This window comes from Dietzia sp. NCCP-2495 (genome assembly GCF_026011735.1).
Taxonomy (GTDB): domain Bacteria; phylum Actinomycetota; class Actinomycetes; order Mycobacteriales; family Mycobacteriaceae; genus Dietzia.
Genome location: NZ_BRVN01000005.1, coordinates 83,255 through 102,821 on the forward strand (window position 1 = coordinate 83,255; position 19,567 = coordinate 102,821).

Here is a 19,567-nt window from a genome sequence, read left to right on the forward strand (position 1 = left end):
ATACTCGTCCCCGCCCGCACCCTCCCGCACCGGCACGACGTGCACCCCGGTGCTGACGGGGGCACAATCAGACCCGTGACCGTCACCGACTTCAGCGCCGCGTCCGGGGCCCCGCTGCCCCGACGCATCGCCGTGCTGTCCTTCCACACGTCGCCGCTCGCCCAGCCCGGTACCGGCGACGCGGGTGGACTCAACGTCTACGTCCTGCAGACCGCGCGGCGGCTGGCCATGCGCGGCGTCGAGGTGGAGATCTTCACCCGCGCCACCCACTCCACACAGCCCCCGATCGAGGAGGCGGGCGACGGGGTGTTGGTCCGCAACATCGTCGCCGGGCCGTTCGAGGGCCTGCGCAAGGAGGACCTGCCCACCCAGCTGTGTCCCTTTGTCGCCGGCGTCATGCGCGCCGAGGCCGGTCAGGCGCCCGGACACTACGACCTCATCCACTCGCACTACTGGCTCTCCGGGCAGGCCGGACTGGTCGCCGCCGAGCACTGGGGCGTGCCGCTGGTCCACACCGCGCACACGCTCGCCGAGGTCAAGAACGCCGTCCTCACCGCCGGCGACACCCCCGAGCCCGAGTCGCGGCGCATCGGCGAGCAGCAGATCGTCGACGCCGCGCACCGACTGGTGGTCAACACCACCGGCGAGCGCGACGAGCTGGTGGGCTACTACGACGCCGATCCGGCCGACATCGACATCGTGCCGCCCGGCGCCGACCTCGAGCAGTACACCCCCGGCACGCAGCGCGGCACCGAGAAGGCCCGCCGCGCGCTCGGGCTGGCGCAGAAGACCGAGGTCATCGCGTTCGTCGGACGGATCCAGCCGCTCAAAGCGCCCGACGTGGTGGTGCGGGCGCTCGCCGAGATCGTGCGCGCCGAGCCGCACCGCGACGTGCGCCTGATTGTCGTGGGCGGCCCCAGCGGGTCGGGCCTCGAACGGCCGCGCTCGCTCATGGAGCTGGCCGACGAGTTGGGCGTGGCCGACCGCGTGAACTTCCTCGCGCCGCGCCCGCCGTCAGAGTTGGTGGACGTGTACCGCGCCGCGGACATCGTGGCGGTGCCCTCGTACTCCGAGTCGTTCGGCCTGGTCGCGCTGGAGGCGCAGGCGTGCGGGACGCCGGTCGTGGCCGCCGCCGTGGGCGGGCTGCCGACGGCCGTCGCCGACGGCCGGACCGGGATCACCGTGGACGGGCACGATCCGCGCGAGTGGGCACGGACGTTGGTCTCACTCCTCGACGATGACGACCAGCGACTCGCCATGTCCCGTCGCGCACCGGATCACGCCGCCGGGTTCAGTTGGGACGCCACGGCGGACGGACTGCTGGCCTCCTACGCGGGCACGATGGCGGCCTACCGGGCACGACGGGCCGAGGCGACCGCGTCCTGACAGCAGACAGAGACGACTTCGGCCACACTGGGGGAGTCCGGCACCGCAACCGCTCGACCCCAAGGAGTCACGATGACCGACGCGAACAACGCAGGCGAGGCGAACCCGTTCGACAGTGGCGAGGTGCGCGGCCCGCTCGACCCCGGTGACGGCGAGACCCACGGCCCCAGCGTCGAGACGATCCGCCGGTTCCTGGTGGACCGCGAGATCGAGTCAACCCTGGTCGACGGGCGCACGTTCGTCGTGATCCTGCCGGGGGAGAAGCGCCTCAAGACCGCGTGTCACCTCACGGTGAACCGGGAGAGCGTCCGCGTCGAGGCGTTCGTCTGCCGCCGGCCCGACGAGGATTTCGAGAAGGTCTACAACTACCTGCTCCGCCGCAACCGGCGGATGTACCAGGTGGCGTACACGCTGGACAACAACGGTGACATCTATCTCGTCGGTCGGATGCCGCTGGTCGCGGTGACCGAGGAGGAGTTGGACCGCGTCCTGGGCCAGGTCCTCGAGGCCGCCGACCACGACTTCAACATCCTGCTCGAGACCGGCTTCCACACCGCGATCCGGCGCGAGTTCCAGTGGCGCGTCTCCCGCGGGGAGTCGCTGCGCAACCTCGAGGCGTTCCGGCACATCACTGAGGACCTGCCCCAGCCGGAGTAGGGGCCGACCGAGGGCGTGGTCTGCCTTGGGCGCGGCCTCGGGCACGCCGGCCTCAGTCCTCGCCGACCGAGGGCGTCAGGCGTTGACGGCCTCGGCGACCTTCTTGCGCAACACCTTGCCCATCGGGTTGGTGGGCAGCTCGGCCAGCTCGACGAAGTCCCGCGGCACCTTGTAGCCGGTGAGTGAGGCCCGGCAGTGCGCGCGCACCGCGTCGACGTCGAGCGTCGCACCCGGCTCGAGCACCACCGCCGCGACGACCTGCTCGCCTCCGTCCGAGCCAGGTCGACCCACGACCGAGCAGTCAGCGATGCCGGGCGCCGTGCGCAGGACCGCCTCGACCTCGGAGGGGTAGACGTTGAACCCGCCCGTGACGATCATCTCCTTGAGACGGTCCACGATCCGCAGGAAGCCGTCGGGATCCTGCCGGACCACATCGCCGGTGCGGAGCCAGCCGTCGTGGAAGGTCGCCGCGGTGGCCTCGGGATTGCGCCAGTATCCAGGGAAGACCTGGGGCCCCTTGACCAGGAGCTCGCCCGGCTCTCCGGGCGGCGCGTCGCGGGAGGGGTCGTCCTTGTCGGCGATGCGGATATCGGTGTCCGGGAAGGGGACACCGATCGATTCCGGTCGCCTCGCCGTCGACATGGGGTTGCCGACGGTGATGGGCGAGGACTCGGTCATCCCGTACCCCTCCACCAACAGGCCTCCGGTGGCGGACTCCCACCGCGCGATGAGGTCGTCGGGCAGCGCCATGGCCCCGGAGAAGGAGTTGCGGACGCCGCGCAGCGAGATGCCGCGCGCGTCGGCCTCCTCGAGGATCCGCGAGTAGATGGGCGGGACCGCCGGGATGAACGTCGGCAGGTTCTTCGCCATGATCGGCATGATCAGGTCCATGTCGGGCGTCGGGACGAGCTGCAGGCGGGCACCCTGCGCGATGCCGAACACCACGCACATCGTCACCCCGTACGCGTGGAACATCGGCAGGGAGGCCAGGAACCGCTCCTCGCCGGGCACCAGGCCGGGCACCCAGGCCTCGCCCTGCAGGGAGTTGGCGACGAGATTCGCATGCGTGAGCGTCGCGCCCTTGGGGGTGCCGGTCGTGCCCGAGGTGTAGAGGATCAGCGCCGGGTCGTCGCTCGAGGGGTAGGGGTGCGAGAAGTCGAGTTCGGGTCCGTTCTCCAACGCCGACCAGTGGGGCGTGTGGGAGTCCGGGCGCGACAGCTTGTCCCGCGAGGCGCGCAGCGCGGGCACGGGGAGATGTCGCAGGGCGAGGCGCTTGGCGGTGGGGAAGGCCTCGAGGAGGTCGACGGCGAGGATGTGCTCGATCGCGGAACCGGACCGCTGCGCGAGATCCTCGACGACACCGGTGATGACGTTCCACGTCACGACGACCTTCGCGCCGTGGTCCGAGAAAGGGCCCTCGAGCTCGTCGGCGGTGTAGAGGGGGTTGTGCTCCACCACGATCGCCCCCAGTCGGAGGGCCGCGTAGAAGACGACGATTCCCTGGGGGCAGTTGGGCAGCAGCACCGCCACGCGGTCGCCCCTGCCGACGCCGAGCAGGCGGAGCCCCTCGGCGGCGTGACGGACCCGGCGGCCGAGTTCGGAGTAGGTCGTCAGGCGGCCGAAGAACTCGGTGGCGGGACGGTCGGAGAAAGCGGACACGGCACGGTCGAACTGGTCACACAGCGTGGTGGTGCCGTAGTTCAGGTCGTGCGTGGTGCCCGGTGTGTAGTGGACCGTCCAGGGGCGGCTGGTGGATTCAGTGGTGTCTCCGACGTCTGCGGTCATGCCTGCACCGTAGCGGGTGGGCGACGGGTCATAATGTGGGTATGGCTTACGGAACACTCGTCCTCCTGCGTCACGGGCAGTCCCAGTGGAACGCGTCCAATCAGTTCACGGGCTGGGTCGATGTCGACCTGACCAACCTCGGTCGCGAGGAGGCCGTCCGCGGTGGCGCGCTCCTCGCGGAGGCGGGCATCCTCCCCGACGTGCTGTACACCTCGTTGCTGCGTCGCGCGATCACCACCGCGAACATCGCGCTCGACGCGTGCGATCGTCACTGGATTCCCGTCATCCGGCACTGGAAGCTCAACGAGCGTCACTACGGCAAGCTCCAGGGACTCAACAAGGCGGAGATCAAGGCGGAGTTCGGCGACGAGCAGTTCATGCTGTGGCGCCGCAGCTACGACACCCCGCCGCCGGCGATCGATGCGGACAACGAGTACTCGCAGACCGCGGACGCCCGCTACGCCGACCTGCCGGAAGTGCCGCTGACCGAGTGCCTCAAGGACGTCGTCGACCGCTTCATCCCGTACTACTCCGCCGAGATCGCCCCGCGTCTCGCCGCCGGCGAGACCGTGATGGTGGCGGCGCACGGAAACTCCCTGCGCGCGCTGGTCAAGCACCTCGACGGCATCTCGGATTCCGACATCGCCGAGCTGAATATCCCGACCGGCATCCCGCTGGTCTACCGCTTCGACGAGGCCGGCGAGGTCGCCAACCCGGGTGGCACCTACCTGGACCCGGAGGCTGCCGCTGCCGGCGCCGCGGCCGTCGCCAACCAGGGTGGTAAGTGACCGGCACGTCCGAAGTGAGGTGAAACCGGCATCGCCGCACGGTGATCGGCCCGGCAGGGGGACACGCTGGGCTCACGCTCGGTGACGGTCCGGTAAATGAGCAGTAAATCCCCGTCTACCTGCGAACTTCCTGCAGGTGGCCGGGGGTTCTGCGTTTTCTGGCACGACACCTTGCGACGTAGTATCTGGAGCGTGCAGGTCAGTTTGGGGATCTTCCTCGCCATCGTCGCCGGTGTCATCGGCTTCGTGGTGGGCGGATTCATCATCCCCAGACTCAACGCACGCGCAGACCGTCGCCGGGCGGAGCAGGCGGGGCCGACCCGCCTCGATGTGCTGGGGTCCGTCTACGAACAGGCCCCGACGGCGCTGGCTGTGGTGGACCGTCACCAGGACGTGGTCCTCTTCAACCGTCGAGCCGCGGAACTGGGAATCGTCGAGGACCGACTGCTGATCGATTCGATCTGGAAAGCGGCCGACGCGACGTTCGAGGACGGCAAGCCCTCGGCGTTCGACCTGCCGCCGAAAATGGCCGCGGGCCGTCGCCGGATTCCGTCGATCAGTGGCCGTAGTGAGATCCTCGAGGGGCACGGTGAGCAGTTCGTCGTGGTGTTCGCCGACGACGACTCGGAGCACCGGCGCATGGAGGCCGCACGCCGGGACTTCGTTGCCAACGTCTCGCACGAGCTCAAGACCCCGGTCGGGGCGATGGCGCTCCTGGCCGAGGCACTGCTGGAGTCCAAGGACGACCCGGAGCAGGTCGAGTACTTCGGTGGTCGCGTCGTGGACGAGGCCCAGCGACTGGGGAAGATGGTCACCGAGCTCATCGCGCTCTCCCGCCTGCAGGGTGCGGAGCGGATCCGCGACCCGGAGCCGGTGGCGGTCGACGACGTGGTGGACGAGGCCATCCGGCGGGCCCAGTCGGCCGCGGAAGCTGCCGAGATCGAGCTCATCACCGACGCGCCGTCGGGGCTGGAGGTCAAGGGCGACTGGACCCTGCTGGTCACCGCGCTGGCCAACCTCATCCTCAACGCCATCAACTACTCGCCCGAGCGCACCCCGGTGTCGATCACCCGGGACTGCACGGGCGGGACCGTGGTGCTCCGGGTGACCGACCGCGGGATCGGGATCGCCCCCGAACACCAGGCGCGCGTCTTCGAGCGTTTCTTCCGCGTCGACAAGGCCCGGTCGCGTGCCACCGGCGGCACCGGACTGGGACTGGCGATCGTCAAGCACGTCGCCCAGAACCACAACGGCGTCGTGACCCTGTGGAGCCGACCCGGGACCGGGTCGACCTTCACCCTTCAACTCCCGGCCTATACAGAGTCGGAACTCGGTGGGAAGACTCCCGCAGCAGAGCATGTCGAACAAGGAGAGGACCAGGTGCCGTGACCAGGGTGCTGATCGTGGAGGACGAGGACGCGTTGGCGGATCCGCTGGCGTTCCTGCTCCGTAAGGAGGGCTTCGACGTCACCATCGCCGGCGACGGGCCGACCGCGCTGGAACGATTCGAGTCCCACGGCGCGGACATCGTGTTGCTCGACCTCATGCTCCCGGGGATGTCCGGGACGGATGTGTGCAAGCGACTCCGGGCCACCTCAAGCGTGCCGGTGATCATGGTGACCGCGCGCGACAGTGAGATCGACAAGGTGGTGGGCCTCGAGCTGGGGGCCGACGACTACGTGACCAAGCCGTATTCGGCTCGTGAGCTCATCGCCAGGATCCGGGCCGTGCTGCGCCGTGGCACGGAGAAGGAGGCCGAGGAAGTCGACGAGGTCGGCGTCCTCGAATCCGGGCCGGTCCGGATGGACATCGAGCGGCACACGGTGACCGTTCGCGGTGAGCAGGTCACGCTGCCGCTCAAGGAGTTCGACCTGCTCGAGTACCTGCTGCGCAACTCCGGTCGCGTGCTCACCCGGGGTCAGCTCATCGACCGGGTGTGGGGTTCGGACTACGTCGGCGACACCAAGACCCTCGACGTGCACGTCAAGCGCCTGCGCTCGAAGATCGAGGCGGACCCGGGCAAGCCGGTCAACCTCGTGACGGTGCGCGGGCTTGGCTACAAGTTCGAGGGCTGACCGGCCTCGCCCCACCACCCACCGCCAACTCCCAGAATTCGCTACTCCGCCTGCGGATTCGCTACTCCCGTGGGGGTAGCGGATCCTGAGCAGGAGTAGCGGATTCGGAGGCGCCTGGGGGTAGCGGATCCTGAGCAGGAGTAGCGGATCTGCGGAGGGCTCAGCAGGAGCTGGATCCGCAGGCCCGCTCGGTCGCCGGGTGGACGGCGACGATGCCCAACTGGCGACGCCGCCCGCACGCGGCGGCCAGCACCTCGTACACCTCATCGCCGAGCAGCGCGATCAGCTCGTCGCGGAGCGAGAGGTACACGGGCTCCGCGCCGACGTGTGCTTCGGGAGAACCGGTGCAGTACCAGTCCAGGTCCAGTCCGCCGGGACCCCAGCCGCGACGGTCGTACTCACTGACCTTGGTGTGGAGGATCTCGACCTCGTCGGGCCGGTCCTCCCACTCGTGCGTCACGTGTAGGGGCAGTTGCCAGCACACGTCCGGCTTTGCCTCGGTGAGCGGGCGCCCGGTCCGCATCGCCATGTGGTGCAGCGCGCAGCCCGAGCCCGCCGGCCAGCCGGGGTCGTTGAAGAAGACACACCGACCCTTGTGCCTGCGGGTGCGCAGCGCGGGCTCCATCTCGCCGTCGTCCCCGGTCAGTTCGTCCATCTCGAGCCAGGCCTCGTGGTCGGAATTCTCAGCCCCGGTGGCTTCGATGGCGGCATCGCGGTGCTGCCATTCGCCGGGTTCCAGCCTGGACACGTTGAGGGTGAGGCGCTCGCGGTCCTCGGCGTCGCTGATGAACGCGCCGTGGGTGCAGCATCCGGACTCGGGCTGGGAGGCGTCGATGCCGTGGCATGCGGGCGAACCGAACACACACGTCCACGACGACAGGAGCCAGGTCATGTCGACGGAGATGAGATGTTCGTCGTTCGTCGGGTCGGTGAAGCTGTACCACTCGCGGGGGAAGTCCAGAGGGACCTCGGGCTGAGGGGCACCCGGGGTTGGAGAAGGTTCAGTGGCGGTCACAACTTGCGACCGTAGACCCTTTAGGGTGGTCGTGTGAGATTAGGTGTCCTGGACGTCGGAAGTAACACGGTGCACTTCGTCGTCGTCGACGCGCATCGTGGCGGTCATCCGACCCCGATGAACGATTCCAAGACCCGCCTGCGCCTCATCGAGTACCTGGATGAGGAGAACAACATCTCCAAGACCGGCATCGCCCGCCTCATCGACGCGGTGAACGAGGCAGCCGATCTCGCCCGCGCCACCAAGTGCAAAGAGGTCATGGCGCTGGCCACCTCGGCGGTGCGCGACTCCAATAACTCGGACGAGGTCCTGGCCAAGGTCACCAAGGAGACCGGGATCGAACTGCGCGTGCTCTCCGGTGAGGACGAGGCACGGATGACGTTTCTGGCCGCGCGCCGGTGGTACGGCTGGAGTGCCGGGCGGATCCTCAACCTCGACATCGGTGGAGGGTCGCTGGAGTTGACCAGCGGGGAGGACGAACTCCCCGAGCACGCGTTCAGCCTCCAGTTGGGCGCGAGCCGCCTCACCCACGACTGGTTCAAGTCCGATCCGCCGGAACGCAAGCGGATCAACCAGCTGCGCGACTACATCGACGCGGAGCTGGAGGGCCCGGCCAAGGAGCTGAAGACGGCCGGCGAACCGGATCTGGCGTGCGCCACCTCCAAGACGTTTCGTATGCTCGCCCGGTTGACGGGTGCCGCACCGTCCTCGGAGGGGCCGCGGGTTGAGAGAACTCTCACCGCTGCCGGTTTGCGTCAGGTGATCTCGTTCATCTCCCGCATGACCGCAGCGGACAGGGCAGAGTTGGAGGGAATCAGCTCTGACCGGTCGCACCAGGTGGTGGCCGGCGCGCTGGTCGCGGAGGCGTCCATGCGTGCACTGGGACTGGAAAGTGTGAAAATCTGTCCGTGGGCTCTGCGTGAGGGGCTGATCCTGCAGCGTCTCGACCGGGACCTGGGCGGCGACGAGAAGGGGAACTGATGATGGCCGAAGATCCTGACGGTCAGCAGATCACCGTGGCGGAGCTGCTCAAGCGCATGGGCGCGGAGCAGCAGTCCGCTCCGTCCGGGCGCCGGCGTCGCCGGGCGGACGAGGGTGGAGTGAGTGTCTCCGAGCTCACCGGAGAGATCCCGCGGATCACTGACGACACCGTGCTGAGCGGTCGTGCGGCGCGGCGTCGTGCGCGCGAGGCTCAGGAGGCGCAGGAGTCCGAAGCGGGTGGTCAGTCGCCGTCCGCGGGGGAGGGCACCGCAGCCCAGGCCCAGCGGAAGTCGGAGGGGCCGAAGGTGGTGCCGTCCGGCACCGGTGCGGGTGCCACGCCGACGAGTTCGACGACGACGAAGACGCCGTCCACCCCGCAGTCCGGCCGTACGCCGGGCGCCGCGGCATCGGCTCCCGCCGGGCAGAGTGCGACCACGCCGAGTTCCACCACGCCGAGTTCCACCACGCCGAGCTCCCCGACGAAGCGTCCCGCCACGCCGACCCCGAGCACTCCGACCCAGGACCGTCCCGGCGGCCCCACGGCGGCTCCGTCCGCGGCTACCACCACCCGGATCCCCGCCCAGTCGGCGCCCGGGACTTCGACCACCTCCACGGGGTCCCCGTCGTCTGCGAGCCCGGCGGTCCCGAAGGCGGACGCCCTCGCTGCCGACGCCCCTGAAACGTCCGACAAGCCCCCTGAGACATCCGGCAAGAAGGGCGGCCTCCGCGGACTGTTCGGCCGGGGGCGTAAGGGCGCCGACCAGACCAAGTCCGAGGATTCGGCACGGACTGCGGCCCCGACCTCGACCGCTGGCACGAGCACCACGGGTGACTCGAGCACCGCGGGTGACTCGAGCACAACGGGCGTCGAGTCCTCCGAGGCGAAGCGTGACGGCGGACGGTCAGGGCTCGGCACCGCCGGTGTCGCAGCAGGCGGAGCTGCAGCCGCCGGTGCCGCGGTGGCGGGTGGCGCGGCGATGGCCGGCGCCGCGGCCAAGGACACGTCCGCTGACAAGACAGCCGGCAGGTCCGACGACAAGGCCGACGCCAAGGACGCTGGCAGGCCCGGCGGCGCGACCACTGCGGCTACTACGGGCACCGGCGCCGCTGCCGGTGCAGGTGCTGCTGCTGGTGCAGGCACTGCGGGCAGTGCCTCGACCGTTTCCGGCGCCGCTCCGGTACAGGGTGCAAGGGCCTCGGCTGACGCAGCGCAGTCGCCGGCCTGGGGCGTTCCCTCGGGCAGCGGCTCGACCGCCCACCGTGGACCAGACGCCGATGCGGCAACCGGCGCGGGCGCTGAGGACGGGGGCAAGAAGACCGACGCCGACAAGGACGGTGGCAAGGCCGGTGTGGGCGTCGCCGCAGCAGGTGCCGCAGCCGCTGGTGCCGCCGGCCTCGCCGCGACCAAGGCTGCCGGCAAGGATTCAGCCGCCGGTAAGTATTCGGCCGCCGGCACCGACTCGGCAACTGGTACCGACTCGGCAACTGGCACCGAAGCGGCAGCCACCGCCGGCGACGCCGACTCCCGACGCGACCTCGATCGTCGCGACCGGGACCCGGACACCACCGAGCGTTCGGGCGCATCGCAGTGGCTCATCCTCATCGCGCAGGTGCTCGCCTCCGCGGTCGCCGGTGCGGCGCTGTTCCTCGGCTTCCAGTTGCTGTGGGGCGACCTCCCGTGGGTGGCGTTCGCGCTCGCGATCATCGTGGTCTTCGTCCTCGTCGGCATGGTGCGCGTCCTCCGCAGGTCCAACGACACCGTCAGCATCGCCCTGGCGGTGGTCGTGGGCCTGGCCGTGACCTGCGGTCCGCTTCTCCTCCGGCTGATCACCTAGGAGCTGATCGCACAGCGACTCCATTCCGCCCGCATCCGCACGCCGGATGCGGGCGGAACTCGTCTGAGCCCGTCATGACCCTCGACGAGTAAAGCGATGAGCGCCGGTGTGGCACCCTGAAAGCCATGACGAGAATCGCAGTGGTCGGTGGCGGCCGCATCGGAGAGGCGCTCATCGCAGGGCTCCGTGAGGCCGGTACGCCGGCGTCAGACATCGTGGTGATCGAGGCCGTCCAGGCCCGCGCAGACGAGTTGGCCAAGAGGTACAACATCCTCTCCACCGGCCTCGACATCGGTTGTGAAGGCGCCGACGTGATCGTCGTGGCCGTCAAACCCAACGACGTGCCGGCCGTGGTCGACCGTATCGGCGACGCCATCTCCGACAGCGTCCACGAGTCGATCGTGGTCTCCCTCGCTGCGGGCGTCCCCACGCAGACGCTCGAGAACCGGCTCAGTGCCGGCTCTCCGGTCGTCCGCGTGATGCCCAATACGGCGATGCTCGTGGGCAAGGGCGTGTCCGCGATCTGTAAGGGCCGGTTCGCGAAGGACGAGCACCTCGAGCAGGTGCGCACGATCATGGAGAGTGTCGGTGTCGTCGTCGTCGTCACCGAGGCCCAGATGGACGCGGTGACGGCCGTGTCCGGGTCCGGCCCCGCCTACTTCTTCCTCCTCGCCGAGGCCATGGTGGACGCCGGCGTGGAACAGGGGCTGCCACGCGACGTGGCGCACGCCCTGGCGGCCGGTACCGCCCTCGGCGCGGGCGCCATGCTCGCCGCGGGCGAGGACGGCCCCGGACAGCTCCGCTACAACGTCAGCTCGCCCGGTGGCACCACCGCTGCCGCCATCCGCCGGCTCGAGGCCGGTGGGATCCGCGCCGCCGTGGCCGACGCCGTCGAGGGTGCCGCGACGCGCTCGCGTGAGATAGCCGCGTCCGCGGCAGAAGACGACGCCGTGGACTGACGTCCGACTTCGCACCGCCCTCTCCTGTGGATCGTCCCGAGCGGACCCCCGGGAGAGGACCGAGAGCGGCCCGCCAGGTGAGAGAAACCCCACCCGGCGGGCCGATTCGTTTAGCACAACCCCTGCTCAGAACGGGTTACCCCGGGATTCGACGGCGTGTCATCGAAGTAATTCGCCCACTCCCGTCGCATAGACCACACCATTCACGCTAGGCTCATTCCCAGCACGTGCGTGTCCGTACCGCAGGAGGGGAAGCCTGCGGCGCGACGCGTGCCACGAAGGGTTGTGACAATGGCGACTACCGACAAGACCGAGGGCGGCGCACCGGCTGCTGGGGGATCCCAGTTCCTCACGGTGGCCGAGGTGGCCGCGCTGATGCGCGTGTCCAAGATGACGGTCTACCGACTCGTGCACTCGGGCGAGCTGCCGGCCGTTCGCGTGGGCCGCTCGTTCCGCGTCCACTCCAAGGCCGTGCACGAGTACCTCGACACCTCGTACTTCTCCGCGGGCTGACCCCGGTCGGCGCTCTGACCGGAATCGCGACCAGGATCACGCCCGGAGCGCCGCGGCCGGCAGGGGAGGACGGGTCCATTTCCGTCGAGGGGCCGCCTGCAGGTAGTCTGGACTGGTTACGTCCCGGCGAGCCCGCTTTCGAAGCCGGGGCGCGGTATGTCCCACGACCAGTAGTCGACAGGTAGGTGACCCCGATATGGGTTCTGTGATCAAGAAGCGCCGCAAGCGTATGTCCAAGAAGAAGCACCGCAAGATGCTCCGCCGGACCCGCGTGCAGCGTCGCAAGCTCGGTAAGTGAGTCCGGCTGCGCGCTGATCGCGCCCGGATTCACGCCTGTAGCGGATGCCCGTCACCCTCACCGGTGGCGGGCATCGGTGTATCCACGGCAGGGGCCACGGACCCGTCCCCGCTGAGCGGGGTGCCGCGGCTAGACTCGTGCGGGTGAACCCCCAAGCTCCCACCAGCCCTCCGGCCCGCAGAGTCGCGGTTGTCGGCGGCAGCCGGTATCTCGGCGCGCACCTGGTGGGCATGCTGCTCCGGAACGAGTCCGTCGAGCGCGTGCTCGCCATCGATTCGGTCAAACCGTCGGCGCAACACCGCAGGCGTATGCGCGACGCGGAGTTCGTCCGGCTCGACCCGCAATCGCCCCGCCTGCAGGGAATCCTGCGGGACGCGGAGATCGACACCGTGGTCCACGCCGGCCTGTTCCACACCGATTTCGCGCCGGGCGGACGCGCGGCCGTCAAGGAGTCCAACATCATGGGCTCCATGCACGTCATCGCGGCGTGCGGCCGCGCCGCGACGGTCAGGCGCTTCGTGCTGATCTCCTCGACCACCGTCTACGGGTCCTCGGGCGCCGACCCGGCCATGTTCACCGAGGACATGGCGGCCCGTCGGCAGCCCAGCGGCGGCATCCCACTGGACCACCTCTCCGTGGAGGGGTACGTGCGCGGCATGTCCCGCAAGCGGCCGGACATCGACGTGACGATCCTGCGCATCCCCGCCATTCTCGGTCTGCCGGAACCGACTGTCCTGGGGGAGTTGCTGCTGCCGTCCGTGGCGCCGGTCCTGGCGGGCTTCGACCCCCGCGTCCAGCTGTTGCACCCGCAGGACGCCCTGGACGCCCTTGTCCGTGCCACGCTCGGGGCGACACCGGGCACGTTCAACATCGCGGCGGACGGGGTGCTCACGCTGACCCAGGCCATCCGCCGGGCCGGACACATCCCGCTTCCGGTGCCACCGCAGACCTTCCGGCTCGTCGCCCGGCTCGTGCTCAGCCAGGGACTGCGCGACGTGGGTGCGTCCCAGTTGCGGTACATGCGGTACGGCCGCGTGGTGGACACCACCCGCATGCGTACCGAGTTCGGGTTCGAACCGAGCTACACCACCGACGAGGCCATGCACGCGTACCTCGTGGACTCCGGTACGGAACCACTGATCACCCGCGCCTCGCTGGAGAGCAAGGCCGGCCGGATCGCGACCCTGCTCCCCGCGCCGGTGGCTGACCGACTTCACGCCAGTGTGCGCACCACGATCAACGAGCTCAAGGCCATGGGTGCGCTGCCCGAGCTTCTGGAGGAGGCACAGTGAAGGGCCCGGAGTTCGATCTGAGCCAACCCCTCGGGGGTCCCCGCTGGGGAGAAGGGCGTCGTGACGCCCGCAGTGACCGGATGGTGGGCGAGGGATTCCTGGGTGCCACCACCGGGAGTGACGCCGCGGCCACCGAGATCGGCCGCATCGTCGACCGGTTCCTCACCTCGATGCGCTCCGCACTGGGCCAGGTCGTCGAGGCGCTGCCCGTCGACGCCGAGATGCTCGCCCCCGTCGCGGACGTGGCGCGCAGCGTCGACGTGATGCTCGCGACCGGCGACGTCAGCTCCCTGGCGGGGATGGCCGACCTCATCAACTCGGCGGGGGAGGTCCTCGCCAACCGCGTCACCGGTGCCTACGAGGTCGACGAGTTCGGTTTCGACGAGCACTTCCACCGCACCGTGTGGCTACCCTTGTGGCGCCCGCTGTTCGAGCACTGGTTCCGCGTCGAGGTGATCGGCGCGGAGAACATCCCCGAGTCCGGTGCCGGACTGATCGTGTCCAATCACGCCGGCGTCCTCCCGCTCGACGGACTCATGACGAGCGTCGCGGTGCACGACCACGCCGGTCGCTCCCTGCGCCTGCTGGCCGCCGACCTGGCCATGACGCTCCCGTTCTCGGCACCGCTGGCGCGCCGCACGGGTGCCACCCTGGCCTGCAGCGCGGACGCCGAGCGGCTGCTCACCAGCGGCGAGGTCGTGGCCGTGTGGCCCGAGGGGTTCAAGGGCCTCGGCAAGCCGTTCGCCGACCGGTACCGACTGCAGCGATTCGGCCGCGGCGGATTCGTCTCCACCGCGCTGGCCGCGGGCGCGCCGATCATCCCGTGCTCAGTCGTGGGATCGGAGGAGATCTACCCGAAGATCGGCGAGATCCCGGCGATCGCCCGCCTGCTCGGCCTCCCATACATGCCCATCACGCCCACCTTCCCGCTCCTCGGCGGACTCGGCGGCATCCCGCTGCCCACCAAGTGGACGATGGAGTTCGGCGAGCCCATCGAGACGGCCCATCTCGGGCCCGAGGCCGCCGACGATCCGATGGTGGTCTTCGAGATCACCGACCAGGTCCGCGAGACCATCCAGAACACACTGTTCCGGAACCTCGCACGCCGCGGCAGCGTGTTCTTCGGCTGACGCTCGGCTCAGGCTGCCCGGCGCGGGCTACCCGGACCACCGCCGGGGGCTCCCGCACACGACTGGCGCGGGCCGCCTAGTCCGTGCGGGTCCCGAGCCTCGAGCGGACCGCGGCGCCGGCTCCGGCGATACCGCCCACCGCGAGGACGCCCGGAACGGCCTTTTTCGCCGCCTTGCGCACCGTGCGGAAATCCTTGATGTTCCAGCCGTTCTCCGACGCGTACTTCCGCAGCTTCGAATCCGGGTTGATGGCCACCGGGTGACCCACCATGGTCAGCATCGGCATGTCGTTGAAACTGTCCGAATAGGCGTAGCACCGGGACAGGTCGAAGCCCTCGGCCTCGGCGAGCGTCGCGATGGCGTGCGCCTTGCCCGGCCCGTGCAGGATGTCGCCCACCAGTCGACCGGTGTAGACGCCGTCGACCTCCTCGGTGACCGTCCCCAACGCACCCGACAGGCCCAGCCGGGTGGCGATCACGCGGGCCAGCATCAACGGCGTGGCGGTGACCAGCCAGACCTGCTGGCCGGCGTCCAGGTGCATCTGCACCAGCGCGCGCGTGCCGGGCCACACCCGGTCGAGCATCGACGTGTCCACCACGTCCTCGCTCAGCGCGGTCAACTCGGCAACGGTGCGACCCTCGACGAACGCCAACGCCTTGGCCTTGCCGGCCTCCACGTCGTCCTTGTTCTCCTCGCCCGAGATCCGGAACTTGGCCTGCGACCACGCCAACCCCAGGACGTCGCGTGCGGTGAAGAACTTGTGTTTGGCCAGGCCACGGGCCAGCAGGATGATCGATGCGCCCTGGATAAGCGTGTTGTCCACGTCGAAGAACGCGGCGACCTTCGGGTCGGCCACGAACGGCTCGTTGGCGAACTCGTCCGGGGCTTCTTCGGTGGCGAGCTCCTCGGCTCCGGGCTCGTCGGGGGCGGCCGGGGTCTGGGGCACCCGCACGTCGTCCGGCAGCGTGTCCGCCCCGGATCCGGACTCGATCTTGACCGCGTGCTCGGCGGAGGCCTTACCTGCCAGGCGTTGCGTGCGGTTGTTGCGGCTCACCCAGACCAACCGGCCGAGGGCGCTCATGACATCCGCACGACCGGGCACGTGCAGGCCGAACAGGGACCTCCCCGGATCCGCAGACTCCCCGTCCTCGTCCAGCTCGGACGAGTCCACGACGAACTCCTCGCGGCTGGACTCCTCGTTGCCGGGATCGTCGGCCGGCGGGGTGGTGTCGTCGTCGTTCACCTGGGGTGTCCTCCTGCAGGTCGCTGGCACCCCATCCTAGGTCAGGCCCGGGGACGTCGGGCACTATCGAGACATGACACACACGGTGACCCTGCTGACCCGCGAGGGGTGTGGGAGCTGCGTGCGCGTCCACGCCCAGCTGATCCCGCTGTGTGAGGGCGCGGGCGCGCGCCTTGAGACCACGGACGTGGACCTGGCCGCCGACCGTGAGCTCGCCGTGGAGTACGGGGACCGTCTGCCGGTCGTGTTGGTGGACGGTGCGGAGCATTCGTGCTGGGAGGTCGACGACGACGAGCTGGTCGCCACGCTCGCCGAGCCCGAACCGTTCACGGGCTGGGACGACTAGGACTCCGCCTCCGGTTCGGCCTGGCGCTCGCGCAGCTCCTTGAGGAACGTGGCGTGACGGAGCAGGAACGCGCCCTCGTCGAGTTTCTTGCGCCGCATCCAGCCGGTCACCTCGCTGTTGTGCTTGCTCGCGTTGCACGAGGCGCAGGCGGGGACCACGTTCTCGACCGTGTACCGGCCGCCGCGGGAGACGGGCTGCACGCAATCACGCTGCAGGGCAGGACCGGTCGCCCGACAGTAGGCGCACCCTCCCCAGGCGTCGAGGATCTCGTGCCACTGGTCCGTGGTGAGGTCGTTGTCGACCTGCGCGAGCCGGCGCTGCCGTCGCCGGGCATAGCGGGCCCGGGTCGCCGGCGACATCGACGAGGAGTTTCTGCGACGGGGTGGCACGGGGCGATCCTCTATCCGGGGTGACAGTGGGGTGACGGTGCTCCGGCTGTGTGTGTGGGGCCGTGGGGCGATGTCGGTGGTCCGGCACCCGGGGCCGGGCGCTGATCGCGGTTCCTGACACAGGTGGGCTGCGCACAGCGACAAGGGTCGGCTGCGCATAGCATTAGCCCCGGCGACGGTTTTGTCCCGGGGTGTCATGCGGGTTACGGTGGACCTCGTTACGGGTCGTACGCAGGCTTGCCGGTCGCGGCCGTCCCGTCAGGACCGCACCGCTCCGGCGTGGGCCTGTATACCGACGTGCCCACCGACAGGAGACGACCGACTGTGGACCAGCGTTCCGCGAGATCGTCCTGCGGCTCCCTGTTCGTTTCCGTGGCCGTTCCGTCACGAGTTGACGATCTGGCATCCATTCTGGCACGGGCCCGCGGGGCCTCGACGCCCGGGGGTCGGTTGTGAGCATCCTCCTGGTCGGTGTCTCTCATCACAGCGCGCCCGTCTCGCTGCTCGAGGCCGTAGCGGTGTCCGAGGCGGATCGAGACTCCCTCACCGAGGACCTCATCGCCGGCGAGAACGTCGACGAGGCGATGATCGTCACCACCTGTAACCGGGTTGAGGTCTACGCCGCCGTCGGTGCGTTCCACCCGGCACTCGACGACGTGGTGACCCTGCTGTCCACGCACTCCGGCCTGTCCGCCGAGGAGCTCAGCCGCCACCTCTACATCCGGTACTCCGAATCGGCCGCGGAACACCTGTTCTCGGTGGCGTCGGGCCTGGACTCGATGGTCGTGGGCGAACAGCAGATTATCGGACAGATCCGTACCGCCTACCAGTCGGCCTCGGACATCGGCGCCGCCGGCACGACGCTGCACCGGCTTGCGCAGCAGGCCCTGCACGTGGGCAAGCGCGTCCATACCGAGACCGGCATCGACTCCGCCGGGGCGTCGGTCGTGTCGGTCGCGCTGGACCGCGCCGCCGCGATCGTCAATGGCGAGAGCGCCAACGACGTGACCGGCGAGGCCACCGCCACGGGGCGCCGCCTCGACGGCCGTCGAGCCGTCGTGCTGGGGGCCGGCGCGATGGGCGGACTCGCCGTGGCCCACCTCGGCCGCAGCGGGATCGCCCACATCGACGTGACCAACCGTACGGCCGAGCGCGCCGAGCGGCTGTCGGAGATCGCCCGTGACGCCGGCACCCCGGCCTCGTCGTTCCCGCTCGAGGACCTGGCTGATGCCGTCGCCAGGGCCGACATCCTCTTCACCTGTACCGGCGCGGTCGGCGCGGTGGTCACCCTCGGCGACATCCACACCGCCCTCGCCCGCCGGGAGGACGCGCGCCCGCTCGTGATCTGCGACCTGGGGATGCCGCGTGACGTGGACCCCGCGGTGTCCGGCCTGCCGGGCGTCACGGTCCTGGGCATCGAGGCGCTCCGGTCCGATCCCGCAGCCTCCGGCGCGGCCTCGGAGTCCGACGCCGCCCGCACGATCGTCGACGCTGAGCTCACCGCCTACACCCAGGCCGAGCGCATGGCCGAGGTCGGGCCGCTCATCGGCAAACTGCGCGGCCGCGGTGGCCAGGTGGTCGCCGCCGAGATGCGCCGACTGGAGTCCCGGCTCCCGGACATGGACGACACGACGCGGGACGAGATCACCAACACCGTGCGCCGCGTCGTGGACAAACTCCTGCACCCGCCGACCGTGAAGTTCAAGGAACTCGCCGCCCGGCCGGACGGGGAGAACTACGCGGCGGTCGTCCGGACCCTGTTCGACCTGGACGGAACCGTGGACGAGGAGGCGTCATGAGCAGGATCCTGAAGGTGGGCACGCGGGGGAGCGTGCTGGCCACGACCCAGGCCGGCCACGTCCGCGACGCACTCATCGCCGCCGGCCACCCGGCCGAACTGGTCATCGTGCAGACCAAGGGCGACGTGGTGATGGCGCCGGTCGAGCGGATCGGCGTCGGCGTGTTCACGCTCGAGCTGCGCGCCGCCCTCGAGCGCGGGGACTGCGACATCGCCGTCCACTCCTACAAGGACCTGCCCACGGCCCGCGACGACCGGTTCGCGCCCATCGCCGTGCCGCCCCGGGTCGACCCGTCGGACGTGCTCATCGCCCGCGACGGCCTCACCCTGGACACGCTCCCCGAGGGAGCCCGCGTCGGCACCTCCGCGCCGCGTCGGCGGTCCCAGCTCGCCGCCCTGCGGCCCGACCTGGACCTGCGCCCGCTGCGCGGCAACATCGACACCCGCATGGGCTACGTGACCAGCGGCGACCTCGACGCCGTGGTGCTCGCCGCCGCCGGACTCGACCGCACCCGGGCCGGCGCCCGCGCCACCCACCGGTTCGGCATCGACGAGATGTTGCCGGCCCCGGCCCAGGGAGCGTTGGCCGTCGAGGCGCGTGCCGATGACCCGGAGGCGATCGCGGCCCTCGCCGTCGTCGACCACCTCCCGACCCGCGTGCGCATCGCCGCCGAACGGCGCCTGCTCGCCGACCTCGAGGCAGGGTGCACCGCGCCCGTCGGCGCCCGCGCCGAGCTCACCGGGGTCGACTCCGCGGACTCCGCCTTCGCCGGCACCGACCCCGGCGGCGACACCATCGCCACGGGCGCCGAGCTCACGCTCCACGCCGTCGTGGCCGCCCACGACGGATCGGAGGTCCTGCGCGCCGTGGGGACCACCGTCCCCGCCGCGCACCCGGACGGGCCCGTCGCCGGAGCCGAGGACCTCGGCCGGCGACTCGCAGCCGACCTCCTCGACCGGGGCGCGAACGACCTGATGTCCGTCGAGGCGCCGGACCAGGGCGACCCACTCGTACCCAGGGAATCCACGACGGCGCCACCGACCGTCCGAGATTCCTGACCAGACCCACTCCCAGAA

Annotated in this window: 19 protein-coding genes; 15 read left to right on the plus strand and 4 right to left on the minus strand. The window is 70.1% G+C overall.

What is annotated here, in order from left to right; translation table 11 throughout:
- Positions 1-75 precede the first annotated feature (75 nt).
- Entirely contained in the window at positions 76-1,386 is a 1,311-nt protein-coding gene (gene mshA / locus OPF83_RS06890; protein WP_264886550.1) for a D-inositol-3-phosphate glycosyltransferase, read from the plus strand.
- A 72-nt stretch (positions 1,387-1,458) separates the two neighbouring features.
- Positions 1,459-2,043, plus strand: coding sequence for a YbjN domain-containing protein (locus OPF83_RS06895; RefSeq protein ID WP_264886551.1), 585 nt, complete (start codon positions 1,459-1,461; stop codon positions 2,041-2,043).
- Between the two features lie 75 nt (positions 2,044-2,118).
- Here the strand turns inward: OPF83_RS06895 and OPF83_RS06900 are convergent, their stop codons facing one another.
- On the minus strand, positions 2,119-3,828 hold the full coding sequence (locus OPF83_RS06900) for a long-chain-fatty-acid--CoA ligase (RefSeq protein WP_264886553.1): 1,710 nt from the start codon (positions 3,826-3,828) through the stop codon (positions 2,119-2,121).
- 41 nt (positions 3,829-3,869) lie between these two features.
- On the opposite strand from OPF83_RS06900, the gene OPF83_RS06905 reads away from it, so the two are divergent.
- From OPF83_RS06905 to OPF83_RS06915, 3 genes are all read left to right on the plus strand, one after another.
- Positions 3,870-4,616 (plus strand): phosphoglyceromutase, encoded by a 747-nt coding sequence (locus OPF83_RS06905; protein ID WP_264886555.1) that lies wholly within the window; start codon positions 3,870-3,872, stop codon positions 4,614-4,616.
- Between the two features lie 192 nt (positions 4,617-4,808).
- A complete protein-coding gene (locus tag OPF83_RS06910) occupies positions 4,809-6,005 on the plus strand; it encodes a cell wall metabolism sensor histidine kinase WalK (protein ID WP_264886556.1) in 1,197 nt (398 codons plus the stop codon).
- Positions 6,002-6,691 carry a response regulator transcription factor gene (locus OPF83_RS06915; protein ID WP_264886557.1) on the plus strand — a complete coding sequence of 230 codons (690 nt, stop codon included), beginning with the start codon at positions 6,002-6,004 and terminating at the stop codon, positions 6,689-6,691. Before OPF83_RS06910 ends, OPF83_RS06915 begins: the two co-directional genes overlap by 4 nt.
- 160 nt (positions 6,692-6,851) lie before the next feature.
- Here OPF83_RS06915 and OPF83_RS06920 read toward each other — a convergent pair whose 3' ends face one another.
- On the minus strand, positions 6,852-7,706 hold the full coding sequence (locus tag OPF83_RS06920; RefSeq protein ID WP_264886558.1) for a hypothetical protein: 855 nt from the start codon (positions 7,704-7,706) through the stop codon (positions 6,852-6,854).
- Between the two features lie 33 nt (positions 7,707-7,739).
- Here OPF83_RS06920 and OPF83_RS06925 point away from each other — a divergent pair, with 33 nt between their 5' ends.
- The 7 genes from OPF83_RS06925 to OPF83_RS06955 all read left to right on the plus strand — a co-directional run bounded on the left by OPF83_RS06925 (position 7,740) and on the right by OPF83_RS06955 (position 14,714).
- Entirely contained in the window at positions 7,740-8,687 is a 948-nt protein-coding gene (locus OPF83_RS06925) for a Ppx/GppA phosphatase family protein (RefSeq protein ID WP_264886559.1), read from the plus strand.
- Positions 8,687-10,522, plus strand: coding sequence for a hypothetical protein (locus OPF83_RS06930; protein ID WP_264886560.1), 1,836 nt, complete (start codon positions 8,687-8,689; stop codon positions 10,520-10,522). The genes OPF83_RS06925 and OPF83_RS06930 overlap by 1 nt, the downstream gene beginning before the upstream one ends.
- Before the next feature lie 125 nt (positions 10,523-10,647).
- Entirely contained in the window at positions 10,648-11,481 is an 834-nt protein-coding gene (proC, locus tag OPF83_RS06935; RefSeq protein WP_264886561.1) for a pyrroline-5-carboxylate reductase, read from the plus strand.
- 291 nt (positions 11,482-11,772) lie between these two features.
- Positions 11,773-11,994, plus strand: a complete 222-nt coding sequence (locus OPF83_RS06940) for a helix-turn-helix domain-containing protein (RefSeq protein WP_264886562.1) — start codon at positions 11,773-11,775, stop codon at positions 11,992-11,994.
- A gap of 196 nt (positions 11,995-12,190) precedes the next feature.
- Complete coding sequence (locus OPF83_RS06945; protein ID WP_003855542.1) at positions 12,191-12,292, plus strand: 30S ribosomal protein bS22; 102 nt, start codon at positions 12,191-12,193, stop codon at positions 12,290-12,292.
- A gap of 143 nt (positions 12,293-12,435) precedes the next feature.
- The gene (locus OPF83_RS06950; protein WP_264886582.1) at positions 12,436-13,584 is read left to right on the plus strand and encodes an NAD-dependent epimerase/dehydratase family protein; all 1,149 of its coding nucleotides are present in this window, start codon (positions 12,436-12,438) and stop codon (positions 13,582-13,584) included.
- Entirely contained in the window at positions 13,581-14,714 is a 1,134-nt protein-coding gene (locus tag OPF83_RS06955; protein ID WP_264886584.1) for a lysophospholipid acyltransferase family protein, read from the plus strand. The genes OPF83_RS06950 and OPF83_RS06955 overlap by 4 nt, the downstream gene beginning before the upstream one ends.
- A gap of 76 nt (positions 14,715-14,790) precedes the next feature.
- Here the strand turns inward: OPF83_RS06955 and OPF83_RS06960 are convergent, their stop codons facing one another.
- Complete coding sequence (locus OPF83_RS06960; protein ID WP_375546222.1) at positions 14,791-15,957, minus strand: HAD family hydrolase; 1,167 nt, start codon at positions 15,955-15,957, stop codon at positions 14,791-14,793.
- Between the two features lie 73 nt (positions 15,958-16,030).
- On the opposite strand from OPF83_RS06960, the gene OPF83_RS06965 reads away from it, so the two are divergent.
- Positions 16,031-16,303: a glutaredoxin family protein gene (locus OPF83_RS06965; RefSeq protein ID WP_264886585.1), complete on the plus strand. Its 273-nt coding sequence runs from the start codon at positions 16,031-16,033 to the stop codon at positions 16,301-16,303.
- Here OPF83_RS06965 and OPF83_RS06970 read toward each other — a convergent pair.
- Complete coding sequence (locus tag OPF83_RS06970; RefSeq protein WP_264886586.1) at positions 16,300-16,662, minus strand: HNH endonuclease; 363 nt, start codon at positions 16,660-16,662, stop codon at positions 16,300-16,302. The genes OPF83_RS06965 and OPF83_RS06970 overlap by 4 nt on opposite strands.
- Before the next feature lie 482 nt (positions 16,663-17,144).
- On the opposite strand from OPF83_RS06970, the gene OPF83_RS06975 reads away from it, so the two are divergent.
- Both OPF83_RS06975 and hemC read left to right on the plus strand, forming a co-directional pair.
- Complete coding sequence (locus OPF83_RS06975; protein WP_264886587.1) at positions 17,145-18,491, plus strand: glutamyl-tRNA reductase; 1,347 nt, start codon at positions 17,145-17,147, stop codon at positions 18,489-18,491.
- Positions 18,488-19,549, plus strand: coding sequence for a hydroxymethylbilane synthase (hemC, locus tag OPF83_RS06980; protein WP_264886588.1), 1,062 nt, complete (start codon positions 18,488-18,490; stop codon positions 19,547-19,549). Before OPF83_RS06975 ends, hemC begins: the two co-directional genes overlap by 4 nt.
- Positions 19,550-19,567: the final 18 nt, after the last annotated feature.